Origin of the sequence: Serratia sp. X3, assembly GCF_014982455.1 — a bacterium.
In the GTDB taxonomy this organism is placed as follows: domain Bacteria; phylum Pseudomonadota; class Gammaproteobacteria; order Enterobacterales; family Enterobacteriaceae; genus Serratia; species Serratia ureilytica.
Window position 1 is genome coordinate 1,080,688 of record NZ_JADCNB010000001.1, and the last position, 18,383, is coordinate 1,099,070.

16 protein-coding genes are annotated in these 18,383 nt (G+C 60.8%); 6 read left to right on the forward strand and 10 right to left on the reverse strand.

Translation table 11 applies throughout. From position 1 onward, the window contains the following. The first annotated feature begins 13 nt into the window (after window positions 1-13). Genes IMX17_RS05115 through IMX17_RS25320 form a run of 3 tightly spaced genes read left to right on the forward strand, consistent with a single transcriptional unit; the run spans window position 14 to window position 3,152 of the window. Entirely contained in the window at window positions 14-2,626 is a 2,613-nt protein-coding gene (locus IMX17_RS05115; protein ID WP_193549393.1) for a YdbH family protein, read from the forward strand. Then, on the forward strand, window positions 2,623-2,820 hold the full coding sequence (locus tag IMX17_RS05120; RefSeq protein ID WP_004930472.1) for a YnbE family lipoprotein: 198 nt from the start codon (window positions 2,623-2,625) through the stop codon (window positions 2,818-2,820). Before IMX17_RS05115 ends, IMX17_RS05120 begins: the two co-directional genes overlap by 4 nt. 8 nt (window positions 2,821-2,828) lie before the next feature. After that, window positions 2,829-3,152, forward strand: coding sequence for a YdbL family protein (locus IMX17_RS25320; RefSeq protein ID WP_182264378.1), 324 nt, complete (start codon window positions 2,829-2,831; stop codon window positions 3,150-3,152). 118 nt (window positions 3,153-3,270) lie between these two features. Here IMX17_RS25320 and azoR read toward each other — a convergent pair whose 3' ends face one another. Further along, on the reverse strand, window positions 3,271-3,876 hold the full coding sequence (azoR, locus tag IMX17_RS05130; protein ID WP_182264379.1) for an FMN-dependent NADH-azoreductase: 606 nt from the start codon (window positions 3,874-3,876) through the stop codon (window positions 3,271-3,273). A 269-nt stretch (window positions 3,877-4,145) separates the two neighbouring features. Here azoR and hrpA point away from each other — a divergent pair, with 269 nt between their 5' ends. Further along, on the forward strand, window positions 4,146-8,033 hold the full coding sequence (gene hrpA / locus IMX17_RS05135; protein WP_193549394.1) for an ATP-dependent RNA helicase HrpA: 3,888 nt from the start codon (window positions 4,146-4,148) through the stop codon (window positions 8,031-8,033). A gap of 97 nt (window positions 8,034-8,130) precedes the next feature. On the opposite strand, the gene IMX17_RS05140 is transcribed toward hrpA, so the two are convergent. Further along, window positions 8,131-8,943, reverse strand: a complete 813-nt coding sequence (locus tag IMX17_RS05140) for a serine protease (RefSeq protein ID WP_193549395.1) — start codon at window positions 8,941-8,943, stop codon at window positions 8,131-8,133. A 293-nt stretch (window positions 8,944-9,236) separates the two neighbouring features. Next, window positions 9,237-9,515, reverse strand: coding sequence for an acid resistance repetitive basic protein Asr (asr, locus tag IMX17_RS05145; protein ID WP_033643216.1), 279 nt, complete (start codon window positions 9,513-9,515; stop codon window positions 9,237-9,239). Between the two features lie 185 nt (window positions 9,516-9,700). Here asr and IMX17_RS05150 point away from each other — a divergent pair, with 185 nt between their 5' ends. Continuing rightward, a complete protein-coding gene (locus IMX17_RS05150; RefSeq protein WP_046898238.1) occupies window positions 9,701-10,606 on the forward strand; it encodes an alpha/beta fold hydrolase in 906 nt (301 codons plus the stop codon). Between the two features lie 170 nt (window positions 10,607-10,776). On the opposite strand, the gene IMX17_RS05155 is transcribed toward IMX17_RS05150, so the two are convergent. The 4 genes from IMX17_RS05155 to folM all read right to left on the reverse strand — a co-directional run bounded on the left by IMX17_RS05155 (window position 10,777) and on the right by folM (window position 15,136). Then, window positions 10,777-12,276, reverse strand: a complete 1,500-nt coding sequence (locus IMX17_RS05155; RefSeq protein ID WP_046898239.1) for a carboxypeptidase M32 — start codon at window positions 12,274-12,276, stop codon at window positions 10,777-10,779. A 35-nt stretch (window positions 12,277-12,311) separates the two neighbouring features. Beyond that, window positions 12,312-13,616 carry a two-component system sensor histidine kinase RstB gene (rstB, locus tag IMX17_RS05160; protein WP_046898240.1) on the reverse strand — a complete coding sequence of 435 codons (1,305 nt, stop codon included), beginning with the start codon at window positions 13,614-13,616 and terminating at the stop codon, window positions 12,312-12,314. Continuing rightward, complete coding sequence (gene rstA, locus IMX17_RS05165; protein ID WP_004938307.1) at window positions 13,613-14,338, reverse strand: two-component system response regulator RstA; 726 nt, start codon at window positions 14,336-14,338, stop codon at window positions 13,613-13,615. The genes rstB and rstA overlap by 4 nt, the downstream gene beginning before the upstream one ends. A gap of 75 nt (window positions 14,339-14,413) precedes the next feature. After that, the gene (gene folM, locus IMX17_RS05170) at window positions 14,414-15,136 is read right to left on the reverse strand and encodes a dihydromonapterin reductase (RefSeq protein WP_033643212.1); all 723 of its coding nucleotides are present in this window, start codon (window positions 15,134-15,136) and stop codon (window positions 14,414-14,416) included. Window positions 15,137-15,319: 183 nt separating this feature from the next. Between folM and IMX17_RS05175 the strand changes: the two genes are divergently transcribed. After that, window positions 15,320-15,730, forward strand: coding sequence for a hypothetical protein (locus IMX17_RS05175; protein WP_033643211.1), 411 nt, complete (start codon window positions 15,320-15,322; stop codon window positions 15,728-15,730). 99 nt (window positions 15,731-15,829) lie between these two features. Here the strand turns inward: IMX17_RS05175 and IMX17_RS05180 are convergent, their stop codons facing one another. From IMX17_RS05180 to IMX17_RS05190, 3 genes are all read right to left on the reverse strand, one after another. Continuing rightward, window positions 15,830-16,225 carry a pyridoxamine 5'-phosphate oxidase family protein gene (locus IMX17_RS05180; protein WP_193549396.1) on the reverse strand — a complete coding sequence of 132 codons (396 nt, stop codon included), beginning with the start codon at window positions 16,223-16,225 and terminating at the stop codon, window positions 15,830-15,832. A gap of 31 nt (window positions 16,226-16,256) precedes the next feature. After that, entirely contained in the window at window positions 16,257-16,742 is a 486-nt protein-coding gene (locus IMX17_RS05185; protein ID WP_193549397.1) for a hypothetical protein, read from the reverse strand. Between the two features lie 220 nt (window positions 16,743-16,962). Further along, on the reverse strand, window positions 16,963-18,354 hold the full coding sequence (locus IMX17_RS05190) for an amino acid permease (RefSeq protein WP_033643208.1): 1,392 nt from the start codon (window positions 18,352-18,354) through the stop codon (window positions 16,963-16,965). Window positions 18,355-18,383 lie beyond the last annotated feature (29 nt).

The window sequence follows — 18,383 nt, forward strand, 5'->3', positions numbered from 1 at the left end:
AAGCAATCATTTAATGACCAGGCGATTGAAAGTATTCATAGGGACGGTGGCAGGCTGCGCAATCCTGGTGCTGGCGTTGTGGCAAACCTTGCCGCGCTGGCTGCCGGGGGTGTTATCGCATTGGTTGCCGGCGGGAAGCCGACTGGAGTTGCAGGGCAAATTACATTGGCGCCAGGGCGGCCTGACGTTGGCGGGGGCGCGTTTCACCGCGCAAGATTGTCTGCTGGCCAGCGTCGGGCCGACGCGGCTGGCCTATTGGCAAGACCGCTGGCAGCTGTCGAGCGATAAGGTCAGCGTCGACAGCGCCTGTTTGTCAAAACTGCCGGGCGGCGACGCCAACAGCCCGCCGCTTGCGCTCGACCAACTGCAGCGGCAGCTGCCGCCGCTGGATCTCACCATTCATGATCTCACGCTCATTCCCTGGCAGCGTTATGCCGGGAAGCTGCAGCTTTCCTCCGGCTCTGACGGGCAACGCCTGCATTATCGGGGGCCGAATCTCAGCGCCGAGGCGCAGCTGGATGAAAAACAGCAGCTGACGTTGCACAGCCTGACCGTCATTCCGCCCAACAGCGCGCAACCGCTGCGCCTCGCGGGCAAGATAACCATCCCGCTGGATCTGGCCAGCCTGCCGACGCAGGGCGCGCTGCAGGGTGAAATGCAGACGGCCTATCTGGAAAAACCGGTGTTGCTGGACATGCGCTGGCAACAGCAGCAGGGCGTGTTGACGGTGAGCGAGAAAGGCGACGATCGGCCGCTGGCGGTGCTGCCGTGGGAAGTGACCCCGCAGCGGGTTAGCATCAAGCAGGGCGAGTGGCGTTGGCCGTACAGCGGACAACCGTTGAACGGCGGCCTCAGCATCGCGCTGCACGACTGGAGCAAAGGGCTTGATGAAACGGAGATCAGCGCGCGGCTGAACGTGATCACCGCCGGCCACAACGGCAAGGGCAATGCGGTGCTGACCCTCGGGCCGGGCAAGGTAGGCTTGACTGACAGCGATCTGCGTTTCCAACTGACCGGCCAGGCCAATCTGGCCGACTTCTCCACCACAGCGTCGATCCCGGGTGTGATCGGCGGCAGCATTCTCAACCCGACGCTGGTGCTGCAGCCGGGCTCGCTGCTGCGTCTGTGGGGCAAAGTGTCCCCGGAAATGAAGCTGGACGAGGCGCGGTTGCCGCTGGCGGGGGTGAAAGTGACCGCCGCCGGTATTACCGGCCGCCTGCAGGCGATTTTGAGCGCCAGCGACAGTTATTGGGGGCGTTTCAAGCTGCACCTGGATGGCCAGGCGCAGGATTTCTGGCCGGACAAGGGCGACTGGCAATGGCGTTACTGGGGCAATGGCCGTTTGCCGCCGCTGCAGGCCGCCTGGGACGTGGCCGGCAGCGGCAGCTGGCGCGACAGCGAGTTGGTGCTCGATAAACTCTCCACCGGCTTCGATAAGTTGAAGTACGGCCTGGTGACGGTCGCCGCGCCGCGCTTGAGCCTCAACCAGCCGCTGCGCTGGCGGCGTGATGAACAAAGCCCGCAGTTCAACGGTGAGCTGCAGCTGGCGGCGAATAAGGTCAGCTTCAGCGATGGCGGCTATCTGCCGGCGCCGGTGCTGGCGCTGCAGGTGAACGGCCGTTCGCCGGACAGCTTCCAGATGCAGGGCAAGCTGCAGGCGCAACAGATCGGGCCGATCGCGCTGCGCGGCCGTTGGGACGGCGAACGTCTGCGGGGCGAAGGCTGGTGGCCGAAACAGTCGCTGAAGGTCTTCCAACCGCTGCTGTCGCCGGATCTCAATCTCACGCTGCGCGACGGCGAGTTTTACGCGCAGTCGGCGTTTTCCGCCGCCCGCGAACAAGGGTTCGAGGCCGGTGGCCACTGGGTGGTGAAAAACGGCGGCATGTGGCTGAAGGACGGGGAGATGAGCGGCCTGGATTTCATCCTGTCGTACCGGTTCAAGCAGCATCACTGGCAATTGGGAGCTAAACAGCCGGTATCGCTGCGCATCAAGTCTTTCACCAACCTGTTCGAGATGCAGAACATTTCCGCCGATTTGCAGGGCACCTATCCTTATAGCGAAGGACAGCCGCTGACGTTGAGCAACGTCGGCGTGGACATGCTCAACGGGCATATCAGCCTGTCGGCGCTGCGGTTGCCGCAGCATGACGCCGCGGTGCTGAAGCTGGACAAGGTCGATCTTAGCGCGCTGTTTACCGCCCTGAAACCGAAGCAGTTCGCCATGTCCGGCCGCGTCGACGGCGAGTTGCCGCTGTTCCTGAACCATCCGAAGTGGCTGGTGCAAAACGGCTGGATCGCTAACGCCGGCACGTTGACGCTGCGCCTGGACAAAGACATGGCCGACGCCATCGGCAGCAACAATCTGGCGACCGGCGCGGCGATCGACTGGCTGCGCTACATGGAAATCAATCGTTCGCACGCCAGGGTCGATCTCGACAACCTGGGCGAGCTGACGCTGAGCGCGCGCATCGACGGCATCAACCCGCAGAAAAGCGCCAAGCGCGAGGTGATCCTGAACTATCGCCATCAGGAAAACGTGTTTCAGCTGTGGCGCAGTTTGCGCTTCGGCGACAATTTACAGGAGTGGCTGGAGCAGGCCCTCTCACAACCTGGGGAGCAACAATGAAAATCATGAGTGTGTCGGCGCTGGCAGCGGTGCTGTGCGTTTCGCTGCTGAGCGGCTGCGTGCCGCGCATCGAGGTGGCGACGCCGAAGGATCCGATCACCATCAATATGAACGTCAAGATCGAGCATGAGATTCATATCAAGGTGGATAAGGACGTCGAAAACCTGCTGAAAACCCAAAGCGGTCTGTTCTAGGAGCCGACATGAAAAAACGTTATGTGTGGCTGGCCGGCGCCGCCTGGCTGTTCAGCGGCCTGGCGATGGCGCTGACGCTGGATGAGGCGAAGCAGCAAGGGCGGGTGGGCGAAACCCTGAGCGGCTATATTGCGCCGGTGCAGCAGGACGCCGAAACTTTGGCGCTGGTGAAGCGCATCAACGCCGGCCGCGCCGAGAAGTATCAGGAAGTGGCGGATGGCAACCATATCGCCGTCGACGAAGTGGCGCGCATGGCCGGGCAGAAGCTGGTGACGCGCGCGCAGAGCGGCGAGTATGTGCGCGGCATCAACGGCCAGTGGCTGAAGAAATAAAAAAAGCGCGCCGTCTGGCGCGCTGAATGATACGGATAGATGATTATTATGAGGGTAGTGCAGGTTTGACAGGACTGACGTCTTGTCCGGCAGGGGCATGGCGCCCCTGCGCGGGGGCTTAGGCGGCAATCACCTGAGACAGGGCCGCTTTGGCGTCTTCCTGTGCTTTGGTGGCCACTTCCGGGCCGTAGGCGATGCCTTCCGCGAAGACGAACTCCACGTCGGTGATGCCGATGAAGCCCAGGAACAGACGCAGGTAAGGTTCTACCAGGTCGGTTGGGGTGCCTTTATGGATGCCGCCACGGCTGGTCAGGATCACGGCGCGTTTGTTTTTCACCAGGCCTTCCGGACCGTTCTCGGTGTAGCGGAAGGTCACGCCGGCGCGGGCAACCAGATCGAAATAGTTTTTCAGCTGGGTCGGGATGTTGAAGTTGTACATCGGTGCGGCAATCACGATGACGTCATTGGCCTGCAGCTCGGCGATCAGTTCGTCCGACAGGGCCAGCGCTTCTTGTTGACGCGGAGTCAACGGAGCATCGGAAGGACGCAGCGCGCCAACCAGCTCGCCGTCCAGCACCGGGATTGGCTGTGCGGCCAGATCGCGCACGGTGATGGTGTCGCCGCTGTGGGCGTTGCTCCATTGCTCTACGAAGAAATCGGCCAGTTGGTTAGACTGAGAGTAGGTCGCCAGGATGCTTGATTTCAGAACCAATACGTTGCTCATCGATAATTCCTTACGTTGTGACAGTGACATCAGGACTCAGCGTCCCTTGCATGGAGTACATGCTATTCACATTCCTCCGACAGTGATAGCGCAATATTTCGAGATCTTCGTTCGATTTTATTGAATGACATGCCGCGGCTTTGTTCGCGGAAGTAGGGCGGAAAAGCCGTTTGTGATAGGCTGTGCGGCTAAAGCAAAAAAATCGCTAAAAAAACATTAAACCGTTGCTAAGCCTGGTCTTGGCCGCGATGAAACAAGGAACACCGAACGTGAAATCTCCGCTCGAGGCACTGCCGGCCCAACTGGGCGAGCTGATGCTCCGCGATCAACAACGCCTGCGTCGTCGCCTGCAGGGCGCACGAAAAATCAAAAATCCCGATGCCCAGCTGGCGGTCGCCGCTGAAGTCGAAAGCGACATCGCGGCGGCGCGGCAGAAAGTGCAGGCGCGCGCCGCGTCTTGCCCGCGCATTACCTATCCGGAAAGCCTGCCGGTCAGCCAGAAAAAGCAGGACATCTTAAACGCTGTCCGCGACCACCAGGTGGTGATCGTCGCCGGGGAGACCGGCTCGGGGAAAACCACCCAGTTGCCGAAGATCTGTCTGGAGCTGGGGCGTGGGGTGAAAGGGCTGATCGGCCATACCCAGCCGCGCCGCCTGGCGGCGCGCACCGTCGCCAACCGCATTGCCGACGAGCTGGAAACCCCGCTCGGCGGCAGCGTGGGCTACAAGGTGCGCTTCAACGATCAGGTGGGGGAAAACACCCTGGTCAAGCTGATGACCGACGGCATTTTGCTGGCGGAGATTCAGCAGGATCGCCTGCTGATGCAGTACGACACGTTGATCATCGATGAAGCGCACGAGCGTAGCCTGAATATCGACTTTATTCTCGGTTACCTGCGCGAACTGCTGCCGAAACGGCCGGATCTCAAGGTGATCATCACCTCGGCGACCATCGATCCGCAGCGTTTCTCGCGCCACTTCAACAATGCGCCGATCATCGAGGTTTCCGGCCGCACCTACCCGGTGGAGGTGCGCTACCGCCCGGTGGTCGACGACGGCGACGATACCGATCGCGACCAGCTACAGGCGATTTTCGATGCGGTAGATGAGCTTGGGCGCGAAGGGCCGGGCGACATTCTGATCTTCATGAGCGGCGAGCGCGAGATCCGCGATACCGCCGACGCTTTGAACCGCCTCAATTTGCCGCACACCGAGGTGTTGCCGCTGTATGCGCGCCTGTCGAACAGCGAGCAGAACCGGGTGTTCCAGTCGCACCACGGCCGCCGCATCGTGCTGGCCACCAACGTGGCGGAAACCTCACTGACGGTGCCGGGCATCAAATACGTCATCGATCCGGGCACCGCGCGCATCAGCCGCTACAGCTTCCGCACCAAGGTGCAGCGCCTGCCGATCGAGCCGGTGTCACAGGCCTCCGCCAATCAGCGTAAAGGGCGCTGCGGCCGCGTGTCGGAGGGGGTGTGCATCCGTCTGTACTCCGAACAGGATTTCCTCTCGCGGCCGGCGTTTACCGATCCGGAAATTCTGCGCACCAACCTGGCGTCGGTCATTTTGCAGATGACCTCGCTGGGGCTGGGCGACATCGCCGCGTTTCCGTTCGTCGAGGCGCCGGACAAGCGCAACATTCAAGATGGCGTGCGCCTGCTGGAAGAGCTGGGGGCGATCACCACCGCCGATAACGGCCACTATCAGCTGACGCCGCAGGGCCGGCAGTTGGCGCAGTTGCCGATCGACCCGCGTCTGGCGCGCATGGTGCTGGAAGCGCAGAAGAGCGGCAGCGTACGCGAGGTGATGATCATCACCGCCGCGCTGTCGATTCAGGATCCGCGTGAGCGCCCGATGGACAAGCAGCAGACCTCGGATGAAAAACACCGCCGCTTCGCCGACAAAGACTCGGACTTCCTGGCGTTCGTCAACCTGTGGGATTATCTGCAGGAGCAGCAAAAGGCGAACTCCTCCAGCCAGTTCCGCCGGCTGTGCCGCAACGATTTTCTCAACTACCTGCGGGTGCGCGAGTGGCAGGATATCTATACCCAGCTGCGCCAGGTGGTGAAAGAGCTGGGGCTGCCGATCAACAGCACGCCTTCCGACTACCGCAGCGTCCACACCGCGCTGCTGACCGGCCTGCTGTCGCACATCGGCCAGAAGGATGCGGACAAGCAGGAATACACCGGCGCGCGCAACGCCCGCTTCTCGATCTTCCCCGGCTCCGGCCTGTTCAAGAAGCCGCCGAAGTGGACCATGGTGGCCGAACTGGTGGAAACCAGCCGCCTGTGGGGGCGCATCGCCGCGCGCATCGAACCGGAATGGATCGAGCCGCTGGCTCAGCACCTGGTGAAACACAGCTACAGCGAACCGCACTGGTCGAAGTCGCAGGGGGCGGTAATGGCCAGCGAAAAGGTCACGTTGTTCGGTCTGCCGATCGTCGCGGCGCGCCAGGTCAATTACGGCGCCATCGATCCGCTGCTGTGCCGCGAGCTGTTTATCCGCCATGCGTTGGTGGAGGGCGACTGGCAGACGCGCCATGCTTTCTTCCGCGAAAACCAAAAGCTGCGCGCCGAAGTGGAAGAGCTGGAGCATAAATCGCGTCGCCGCGACATTCTGGTGGACGACGAAACGCTGTTCGGCTTCTACGATCGCCGTCTCCCCAACGACGTGGTGTCCGGCCGTCATTTCGACAGCTGGTGGAAGACCGCCGCCAAACAGCAGCCGGATCTGCTGAACTTCGAAAAAGAGATGCTGATCAAGGATGGCGCCAACAAGATCAGCGCGCTGGATTACCCGAACTTCTGGCATCAGGGCAACCTCAAGCTGCGGTTGAGCTACCAGTTCGAACCCGGCACCGACGCCGACGGCGTGACGGTGCACATCCCGCTGCCGATCCTCAATCAGGTGGAGGAGCAGGGTTTCGAATGGCAGATCCCCGGCATCCGCCGTGAACTGGTGATCGCGCTGATCAAATCGTTGCCGAAACCGGTGCGTCGCAACTTCGTGCCGGCGCCGAACTACGCCGAAGCGTTCCTTGGCCGCGTAACGGCGCTCGAATTGCCGCTGCTGGACGCGCTGGAGCGCGAGCTGCGGCGCATGACTGGCATGACCGTGTCACGTGATGACTGGCAGTGGGATCAGGTGCCCGATCACCTGAAAATGACTTTCCGCGTGGTGGGCGAGAAAAACCAGACGCTGCGTGAAGGCAAAGATTTGGCCGCCCTGCGCCTGCAGTTGAAAGAGAAGGTGCAGGAGACGCTGTCGGCGGTGGCCGATGACGGACTGGAGCAGAGCAACCTGCATGTCTGGAGCTTTGGCCAATTGCCGGCGTTCTACGAGCAGAAGCGCGGCGGCTATTCGATGAAGGCCTATCCGGCGCTGGTGGATGAAAAGGACAGCGTGGCGATCCGCCTGTTCGACAGCGAAAGCGAACAGCAACAGGCGATGTGGCAGGGCACGCGCCGCCTGCTGTTGTTGAATATTCCTTCGCCGATCAAATATCTGCATGAAAAGCTGCCGAACAAGGCCAAGCTGGGGCTTTATTTCAACCCGTACGGCAAGGTACTGGAGCTGATCGACGACTGCATTTCGTGCGGCATTGACAAACTGATCGCCGAACACGGCGGCCCGGTTTGGCAGGAGGAAGACTTTGCACGGTTACAGGAGCAGATCCGCGCCGAGCTGAACGACACGGTGGTCGAGGTGGCCAAGCAGGTTGAACAGATCCTGACGGCGGTCTTCAACATCAACAAACGGCTGAAAGGCCGGGTGGACATGTCGTTGGCGCTGGCGCTGTCGGACATCAAGACCCAGCTCGGCGGGCTGGTCTACCGTGGCTTCGTCACCGGCAACGGATGGAAACGCCTGCCGGACACGCTGCGCTACCTGCAGGCGATCGAGCGCCGGCTGGAGAAACTGGCTATCGATCCGCACCGCGATCGCGCGCAGATGCTGCGGGTGGAGCAGGTGCAGCAGGCGTGGCAGCAGTGGCTGAACAAGCTGCCGCCGAAGCGACAGCAGGAGGAAGAGGTGAAAGCGGTGCGCTGGATGATTGAAGAGCTGCGCGTCAGCCTGTTCGCGCAGCAGCTGGGCACACCTTACCCGATCTCCGACAAGCGCATTCTGCAAACCATCGAACAGCTTTCGGGCTAAGCTCAGGCGCGGCCGGCCGGCAAACGGCCGGCGCAGCGCAAGTTGAAATTCAGGGAACAGAGAAACAGCAACGGCGCTTGATGCGCCGTTGCGAGAGCTACTTGCCTGCCGCCAGGGCGTCCAGCGCCTCGCGGATGCCGGGCACCGCCAGAGCGCGGTTATCGGCGCGGTAGCGATCTTTCGCCGCCGGCGCCGAACTCTGGATGGCGATAAGTTGCCAGCCGTCGGCGGTTTTCAGCAGCAGCGGTGAGCCGCTGTCGCCCGGCAGGGTATCGCACTGGTGCGACAGCACGCCTTGCTGGGCCCAGCCGGTCACCTTGCAGTTTTGGTGGCTGTAGAGATCATCCAGATGATCTTCCGGGTAGCCTGCCTGGGTGATCAGCCGTTTGGCCTGTTTCAGCGCCTGGGTCAGCGCTTTGCTGTCGCCTTGCCACAGCGGCAGCGGGGCGATCGGCAGCGGCGTTTTGTCTTTCAGCCGGATCAGCGCAAAGTCATAAGCGGCGGCGGCGGGCGGCACGATCCAGCCGTCGCCGTCCGGTTTCAGCTTTTTGCCCAGTTTGCTGTCGACCAGGGTTTCAATATTGTCGGTTTGATACTGCCATGATTTATCGCCTGCCACGAAGCGCAGGGCGACGGCTTTATCCAATTGTCCCGGCGGCACCAGCACGCAATGGCCGGCGGTCAGCGCCAGGTGTGGGGAGATCAGCGTGGCGGTACACAGATTGCCGCTGGCGGTTTCGACCTGGCCGATGGCCTGCCACGGCTGGGCGGCGGTATCCGTGACCTTGATTCGTTCATCTTTGCCGAAAAACAGGCGCGTTTGCTCGGCCTTGGACGGGCCGTCGGCGCGTGCCGCCTGAGAGGCAACGAACGGGAGTGAGCACAGCAACAGTAAAACGGATATGCGCATAGATCTCTTGCCTGACAAATACGGATCATCCATAAACACACTGAATGCTAACTATAGACTGATTTAGCAGCCATGTGGATGGGCAATAACTGATTTTTCAATAATTTCCCGCCGCGAGGCGACAGGCTACAGATAAAAAAAGACGGCGATCAGTCCACAAAGGATCAGGGCGGTCAGAATGATCTCGAACAGGTAGCGGCGCAGCATCAATGAGAACCCCCCGATGAAAAAACACCCGGCGAACCGGGTGTCGTACACGTCAAACCTGAAGCGATGAGGGGACCCTCACGTCATTACGCTTTTTTGTGGCTGGCTTTCTTGTGGTGCTTTTTAGCCGCCTGGGCTTTTTGCGCCGGGGCTTTTTTGCCGGCTTTCTTGTGATGCTTTTTGGCCGCCTGAGCTTTCTGTACCGGGGCTTTCTTGCCGTGGTGTTTCACCTGAGCTTTAGCCGGCGCAGCGGTGGCGGTGGTTGCGGTAGCCGCAGGTGCGGTAGTGGTGGCAGCCTCGGCAGCGAAAGCCACGGAAGACAGACCCATTGCAGCGGCAACAACCAGAGCTAATACTTTTTTCATCGCAGAATCCTCAACATGACTTTTGGGTATCAACCCCACTGCGGGGCCGTTGAGATGATAGTAGGCAAACGGCGTCCGGCTTTCCGTGAGTGATTGGTTTCGGCTTGTAACCTAATGTACAGGGCGGCGGCGGCAGAAGGGATTGCTGCTATAATGACCGTCAGGCTCGATAAAAGGGATTTAAAATGAACGAGATAACGGTTCGTTGTGGCGTGACCGAACAGGGCGAGGTGCCGCTGGCCTATGAAGACTGGGGCGATGAGACGCATCCGCCGCTGTTGTTAATCATGGGCATCGGCGCGCAGCTTTTGCTGTGGCCAGACGATTTCTGCCGCGCTCTGGTCGCCAAGGGATTTCGGGTGATCCGCTACGACAACCGCGACGTCGGCCTTTCCGGTAAAACGCGGGCGCAGCGCAAGACGCCGCTGTGGCTGTTGATGTTGCGTGCCCAGCTCGGCTGGCAAACGCCGGTGCCTTATACCCTGGCGGATATGGCGACGGACGCGGCGCATCTGCTCGATCATTTACGCATTCCTCAGGCTCATGTCCTTGGCGCCTCGATGGGGGGGATGATCGCCCAGGTGTTGGCCGCCGAATATCCGCAGCGCGTCGCCTCGTTATGCATCTTGTTTTCCAGCACCAATCAACCGCTGTTGCCGCCGCCGGCGCCTTCGCTGCTGTGGTTGCTGGTGCGCCGACCTGCCGCCGATATGACGCTGCAGCAGCGCCAGGAAGGGATGAAGGCCTTTCTGCGCGCGCTTGGCACCGCGACTTATCCGCCGGAGGAGGCGGAGCTGGATGCCCTGGTGAAGCGGTTGCTGAAGCGGGGCGTGGATCCGGAGGGCATGCAGCGGCAACTTTCCGCGCTGCTCGGCAGCGGCGATCTGCGGCGTTACAGTCGGCGCATCGCCGCGCCGACGCTGGTGATTCACGGCGATCGCGATCGGCTGGTGCGCAAGGCCGGCGGGGTGGCGATCGCTCGGGCCGTCGCCAACGCCAGATTGCAGATTATGCCGGGCATGGGGCATGACCTGCCCGCCGCGTTGAGACCACAACTGGCGGCGATGATCGCCCGTCATGCGCTGGGATAAGAGGCTGATAGGGGCGCTGTTGTTTATGATTTTAGTTACAACATACTATTGGTTGGTAGCAACCCGCCACCCTGTAGCCAAGGCGTTGCCGGCAAGGAAAGCGCGCTATGTAACATTATTAGGTCAAGCAGGGAAAAAAGGGCGCGGCCACGGCCGCGCCCGGGGAGAGATTAGAGGTAGCGGTTTTCCAAATGCTGACGGAAGTAGCGCGGGTTGAGCGCTTCGCCGGTCGCGTTGGCGATCAGCGTCTCGGTCGGGTAACGGCTGCCGTGGCGCCAGATATTATGCTGCAACCAGTGGAACAACGGCTGCAGATTGCCGGCGGCGATGTCCTCGTTCAGCGAAGGCAGGGCCTGACGCACGCTGTGGAACAGCTGCGCGGCGTACATCGCGCCAAGGGTATAAGTCGGGAAGTAGCCGAAGGCGCCGTCGGTCCAGTGGATATCCTGCATGCAGCCGTTGCGGTAGTTGCCGATGGTATCGAGGCCCAGGTAAGCGTGCATCTTTTCATTCCACAGCGCCGGAATGTCTTCCACTTCGATCTCGCCTTCGATCAGCGCTTTTTCAATTTCGTAGCGCAGGATGACGTGAGCAGGATAGCTCACCTCGTCGGCGTCGACGCGGATCAGGCCCGGTTTCACCCGCTGGTTGAGGCGAATGAAGTTGGCTTCTTCCAGCGCCGGCTGTTCGCCAAACTGCGCGGTAACCAGCGGACGCAAGATTTTCAGGAATTCATTACCGCGCGCCAGCTGCATTTCGAACAGCAGGCTCTGCGATTCGTGGATGGCGGTGGAGCGGGCCAGGGCGACCGGTTGGCCGAGCAGATCGCGCGGCAGGTTCTGTTCGTAACGGGCGTGGCCAGTCTCGTGTACGATCCCGAGCAGCGCGGTCAGAAACTCTTTCTCGTTGTAACGCGTGGTGATGCGGACATCTTCCGGCACGCCGCCGCAGAACGGGTGGGCGCTGACGTCGACGCGGCCGTTGTCGAAGTTGAAACCGAGCAGCTTCATCACGCTCAGGCTTAGCTGGCGCTGGGTGTCCACATTGAACGGGCCCTGCGGCGCCAGGCAGGGTTCATTGGCCTGTTTGGCCACCACGCGCTGCAGCAAATCCGGCAGCCAGGTTTTCAAATCGCCGAAGATGCGATCGAGATCGCTGCTGCGCATGCCCGGCTCATACAGGTTGAGCAGGGCATCGTAACGGCTGGTGCCGGCCGCCTGCGCGCGGATCTGCGCCTCTTCCCGGCTGAGTTTGACCACGTCGCGCAGATTCTCCGCGAAGCCATCCCAGTCGTTGGCCGGGCGTTGGGCGCGCCAGGCATGTTCACAGCGGGCGCCGGCCAGAGATTTGGCTTCGACCAGCGACGCCGGCAGCAGCACCGCGTCTTCATACTGGCGGCGCATTTCGCGCAGGTTGGCGCGGTCGAGCTCGTCCAGCGTCTCTTGCTGCGCGCGATCCAACAGCACGCCGGTGCTTTGTGCCGTTAAAAGCTGGTGCTGCAGCACGCTCAATTCGGCCAGGGCTTCGGAGCGCGCCTTGCTGCCGCCCGGCGGCATCATGGTTTGCATGTCCCAACCGGCGATGGCGGACAGATGGCCGAAACGCGACAGCCGGCTAAAAAGCGCGCGCAGGTGATCGTAAGCAGACGTGTTGGAATGTGCAGATGTCATTATTATTCGGCTCCAATGAGAAGGGTCCGGCGGTGTTACGCCAGATCGGCTTTTAAATTGAATGTCGGCTTCACCGGCCAGCAGAAACGGAAGCTGGCGCCGCCGAGCGAACTGCCTTCGACGAACACCTGTCCCTGGTAGGCGACGGCGATGGAATGAACGATGGCCAGTCCCAGCCCGCAGCCGCCGGTGGCGCGATCGCGGCTGGGATCGAGGCGAACGAAAGGCTCGAACACCCGCTCACGCTCTTCCGGCGGGATACCCGGCCCGTCATCTTCGACCTGCAAACAGGCGAGATCGCCGTCGAACCACAGCCCAACGCGCAGGCGCTGCTCGGAATAGCGCAGCGCGTTGTTGACCAGGTTATCGAGCACGCGCTCCATCAGGCGCAGATCGACGCCGCCGAAGTCGCCGACGTGCGGGATGTCGAGCTGGATGTCGCGTTCCTGATGGATAAGGCGGATATCATCGACCTTGTCCTCCAGCCACTTTGGCAGATCGATGGGTTCAATGTTTAACGCAACCTGCGGCCGATCCAGGCGGGCATAGGTCAGCAGCTCGTCGATCAGCGACTCCAGTTGGCCGATATCGCGGTTCAGCGCTTGCTGCTCGCCTTCGGACAGGTTATCGCTCATCTCGAGCCGATAGCGCAGGCGCACCAGCGGCGTGCGCAGCTCGTGGGCGATGCCATCGATCAGCTGTTTCTTGCTGGCGATCAGGGTGTTGACGTTGTCGGCCATTTGGTTGAACGCCACGCCGAGCCGGCTCAGGCTGGAAGTGGGATCGAAGTGGGTGCGTTCATCCAGATGCCCGGCGCCGAGCCGCTGGGCGGCGTTTTCCAGTTTGAGCAGGTCTTGCCAGTGCGGCCGCATCCACAGAAACACCGGCAGCGCCAGCGACATGCCGATAAACACCAGCAACACCAGATCCAGCAGACGCATCTGGTGCAGATAGAACAGATAAGGAATGGGGCCGACCACCAAGACATAGTGGCTGCGCGGAATGCGTTGCATAAAGGTGTACTGATCGTCGAGGGCGATGATCTCCCCCAGCCGCAGCCGCTTTTTCAGATCCTCGCTCAGCTCCTGTTTGCCGAGCGGTTCGATATGAAGCTTGAACGACAGATTGAGATCCAGCGTGGCGATGGTTTTGTTCCAGTCCTTCAGCGGGATTTCGCGCAGCTCGCTGCGCATCAGGTACAGCGAGCTTTTCATCAAATCGTCCATCGACTGGCGGCCGGCGCGCTCGGCGGTCACCTTGTACACCAGGCCGACCAGCATCGCCATCACCAGAAAACAGACGAACAGCAACAGGAAGAACTGGACGAAAAGTTTTCTCATTGTTGCACCGATGCCCAGGCGTTAGGGGCGAACAGATAGCCCTTGTTGCGCACCGTCTTGATACGGAAAGGCTCCAGCGCGTTGTCGTACAGTTTGCGGCGCAGGCGGGAGATCGCCACGTCGATGCTGCGGTCCATGCCGTCGTAGCTCACGCCGCGCAGGTTTTGCAGCAGCGCCTCGCGATCCATGATCTGCCCGGCGTGGGTCGCCAGCTCCCACAGCAGATCGAAATCCGAGGTGGACAGGGTGATGGTTTCCTCGCCCAGCGTAACCTGACGGTTGACCGGATCGATGCACAGCAGCCCGAAATGCAGCGCGTTATGCTGGGTAAGCGGCTGAACCGACTCTTCCTTCGGCTGCTGGCTGTGTTGACGCAGATGCAAACGCAGGCGCGCCAGCAACACCGCCGGCGGCGTGGTTTTCAGGATATAGTCGTTGGCGCCCATCTCCAGCGACAAGATATGGTTCATGTCGCTGTCGAGCGAGGTCAGCAGCACGATCGGGCCGGGGAAGGTGGGGCGCAGATCGCGGCACAGCGTCATGCCGTCTTTGCCGGGCAACATGATATCCAGCAGCACCAGATCGGGTTGCTCGCGCTCGATGCGTGCCTGCGCGCTGTCGCCGCGCGGTTCGATCAGCACCTCGATGTCGTGTTTGCCCAAATAGGCGGCGATCAGTTTGCCGACTTCAGGATCGTCTTCCACAAAAACAATTTTATGCATATGCCCGTGTTTTAATAAGAAAAGCGGATTTCAGCATAGCGCGGCTCGCGAGGTTGCGCCAAGCGGATCTTTGCGTCAGCGCAGCGGCCGCCCGCCGTCGACGCCGTGGGTGCGGCCGGTGACGTAGCGGCTCTCCAGCAGGTAGTTCACCAGATTGACCACTTCGCTCTCGCCCGGCGCGACCTTCATCAGCGACTTCGCCAGCGCCTGCCGGCGATAAGCTTCATCATCGCCCGGATTGAAGATGATCAGCGCCGGCGCGATCGCGTTGACTTTGACTTCGGGCGCCAGCTTGCGGGCGAACGACCGGGTCATGTTGTCCAGCGCGGCTTTGCTGGCGGCGTAGGCGATATGCTTGTCGCTGCCTTTTTCCACCACATAGTCGGTCAGGTGGATAATGTCGGCGCCGGCCTGGCCCTGGCCGGTCAGGCAGGACTCGAGCAGTTGATTGAGCAAATAGGGCGTGTAGACGTGAATTTGCAGCATCGCCGCCATGACCTGCTCCGGCGGCACCTCCGGCGACTCCGCCTGCCAGGCGCTGGCGTTGTGGATCACCGCACGCAGCTTGGGCGCGGCCTGCCGCACCTGATCGGCGAAACGATAAATGCCTTCATGGGTGGAAAAATCGCCCTGAATGCAGCAGGCGCCCAAGGCTTTCAACTCGGCCATCGCCGGATATTCGCTGCGGTAGGCGATGATGACCGGAACGCCGCGCTGGAGAAACGCTCTGGCGAGCGCCAGCCCTATGCGCCGTGCGCCGCCGGTAATCAGCACCGGGGCGGAGTTGTGGTGTTCCATTGATTAAAGCTCCTGGACAGACTGGCAAACAATAGGGGAATTATGCCATCATACGGCGGAAAGTCGTTAAAGCTTCGCATGATTATCCATTTCTGGATATAAGATCCCCAATGCATTTCAGGTTGCCCCCGGCGGCGGCTTGAAAGACCACGGGTTAACACTGGCCATGAGAGGAATGAGGGGATGAACAGCAATCACCTTGCATCCATCGCGCGCAGTGAGAAAATCTGTTTCGACTATATGGATTTTCTGTCCGCATCGTGCAGGAAGCACTGGCGCTTTGTTGATGCTATTTATGGTGTGATGCCGATCTTCGGCATGGTGTTGAAATCGCGCGTGACCACGTCGCAAACGCGCAAAGAGCAGTTAAAAGAGTTGGCGCTGCAGGTGGTGTCGACGCAGGTCAGCGATGAAACCAACATCGTGCGCCTGATAGACCTGGCGCAGCAGCAGGGCCTGGCGGTGTTTGATATTCAGTTGCCTTATGCGCTGGAGGCTCAACAACTGGCGGCCATTCAGAAAGAGTGTGCGGAAGGCATTGCGATTACTCTGGTGGGTGAACGCATGACCGTCGCGATCCCTCCCAAAAGCTGACCGGGTGTCAACCCGGCCGCCCGTTCATGGTTAGGCAATTGACTCGTCGCGATGGCCTAACCCTGAACGTGATGTCTCACGCCGCATGACGGCCGGCGTCTAGAGCTGGGTCCCGGCATTCGGGCCGGAGCGCAGGGTATAAATACTGTCTATATGAATTAACACCGCGTACTTCGGCGGCTTCATCCCGTTTTTTTCCGCAAACGTAAACGCATCGTCAAACGGCTTGCCCGCCAGAAACAGTTCGGGCGTGCCAACGAAGCGGTAACCGTCCAGCGCCTCGCGATCGATGACCACAACGGCCATTTTCGAGCCGGCCTTGATGTTTTTCAGCGTTTGGCCTCCGGTATTTTCGTTATAAATCAGCGTACGGTCATCATAGAGGCGCAAAGATCGCTTGGGGCCGATATCGGGAACGCCGTTCGGGCTGCTGGTCGCCTGCACAGGCAGCTGTTTAGCCAGCATCTTCTTCATCTCGTCATTCAATTCATTCATTACAGATGACCCTCAGATTGGTGTGTCACTTTTAATGCAAGGTAGCGGAAGCGTTGGCCGCCGGCGCGCAGACGCTGGTTTCCGGCAGCCGGTGTTCGCGCAGCAAGTGCAGGGTTTCAATCCTGAAACGCAGCAGGTGCCGTTCGGCGATCTGCTGCATCTGTTCGCACAGCGACGAATCGGCCAAGAGTTGCTCGATAGCGACTCGGGCCTGATGAACATGCAGCTCGACGCCGCGCAGAGGCTTCTGCCGCAGGCGCAGATGGGTAATGTTGTTGAACGTGACGATCAGCGCGGCAAGGGCAGACTCGAAAATATTCAGCGCTTCAAATCTGGCGGTATAGTCCGCATTCAGCCAGGGCTTCTCGGCGATGATCGCCTGAGCCCCCTCCAGCGCCTGTTGATAGCGCGCCATCGCCCGGCGATCGTTCCGCTGATTAAACGCCGTGTTGCCCTCGGCGATCAGCGCCTCCCAGGCGGTAAACAAAGGTAATGCGTGCAGCAGTTTCTCAGCCATGAAATGTCTTCCATTTTCAGCCTGTCTTCATCCGCCGCCTGACGCCTCTCGCCAGGGGCACTCGCGTCTTACCACTAACCAATAAATGATAATGATAATTAATTGCATTTGAGATCGCAAGCGTGGCGGATGGCTGACTGTACAAAGAGGGAAAACGCGGTAGCAGGGGAAAAAGAGAAAGCAAAATGCGGCTGACGGGCAGCCGCATTGACGGGACACGTTAGTGCAGCATAAACCAGCCGGCGGGCAGCGTGGCCACCAGCAGCAGTAAGATGCTGCCTTTTTCCAGGCGATTCAGCAGATTGATATCCTGATGGCCGCGGCGGGCGTACATGAACACCAACAGGCCCGGCGCATAAAGCAGCACCGACATCAGCAGGTGCATTAACCCGGAAGCGTACAGCAGCCATAAACCATAAACGCAGGCGCCGGTGGCGGCGAAGATCAGGCGCTTGTCGCGGCGGCGGTAAGCCACCTTGAACAGAAATGCGCCGACCAGGAAGTAAGGCACCAGGATCATTTCCGACGCGATGGTCAACAGCGAGTTGTAGTTGCTGCCGGTCAACCAGATCAGCACCAACGCCAGCTGCACCGCGATGTTGGTCAGCCACAGCGAAGACGATGGGGCGTGATGGCGGTTCTGTTTGCCGAACACGCGTGGAAATGCGCCGTGCTGTGCGGCCAGCAGGGGGACTTCCGCCGCCATGATGGTCCAGCTGAGGTAGGCGCCGCACACGGAAATGATAAGACCGGCGGCGATGATCACGTCTCCCCACGGGCCAATCAGTTCCACCATCAGCACTGCCATCGACGGGTTGCGCATGTCGGCCAGTTCACTGCGCGGCACCACCCCCAGCGACAGCAAGGTGACCATCAGATACACCGCCAGCGCCGACAGCACCGCCAACATGGTCGCGCGGCCCACGTCCTTCTTATTGCGCGCGCGCGCGGAAACCACCACGGCGCCTTCCACGCCGATAAACACCCACAGGGTGATCAGCATGGTGTCCTTGACCTGTTCCCACACCGGCTTGCCGAGGGCGATCCCCTGGAAGTCCAGCGTGAACACGTCCATTTTAAAGGCGATCGCCGCCAGAACGGCGAACATCCCCAGCGGCAGCAGCTTGGCGAGGGTGGCCGCAAGATTGATGCTGGCGGCGGTTTGCACGCCGCGCAGCACCAGCGCGTGCACGATCCACAGCAGGGCGGATTCGGCGATCAGCGCCTGCCAGGTATTGCCGTCACCGAGAATAACGTTGCCGCCGCGATCGGTGAAAATGCTCAACGCCGCGAACACGATCACCAGATACGAGACGTTGGCGATCACGGCGCACAGCCAGTAACCCCAGGCGGAGCAGAAGCCCATCAGCTCGCCGAATCCCTCTTTGGCGTAGGTGAAGATGCCGCCGTCCAGATCCGGGCGCAGACGCGTAAGCAACAGCATAGCGAACGCCAAAAACAGAATGCCGACGCCGGTGATCCCCCAACCCAGCAGCAGCGCGGCGGGGCTGGCGACCTGCGCCATGTTTTGCGGCAGACTGAACACGCCGGCGCCCAGCATTGAGCTGAGCACCAAAGCGGTTAGCGCGGTAAGACCGAGTTTTTTTTCCAATGACGGATCCTGAACGCAGAATAAACAAC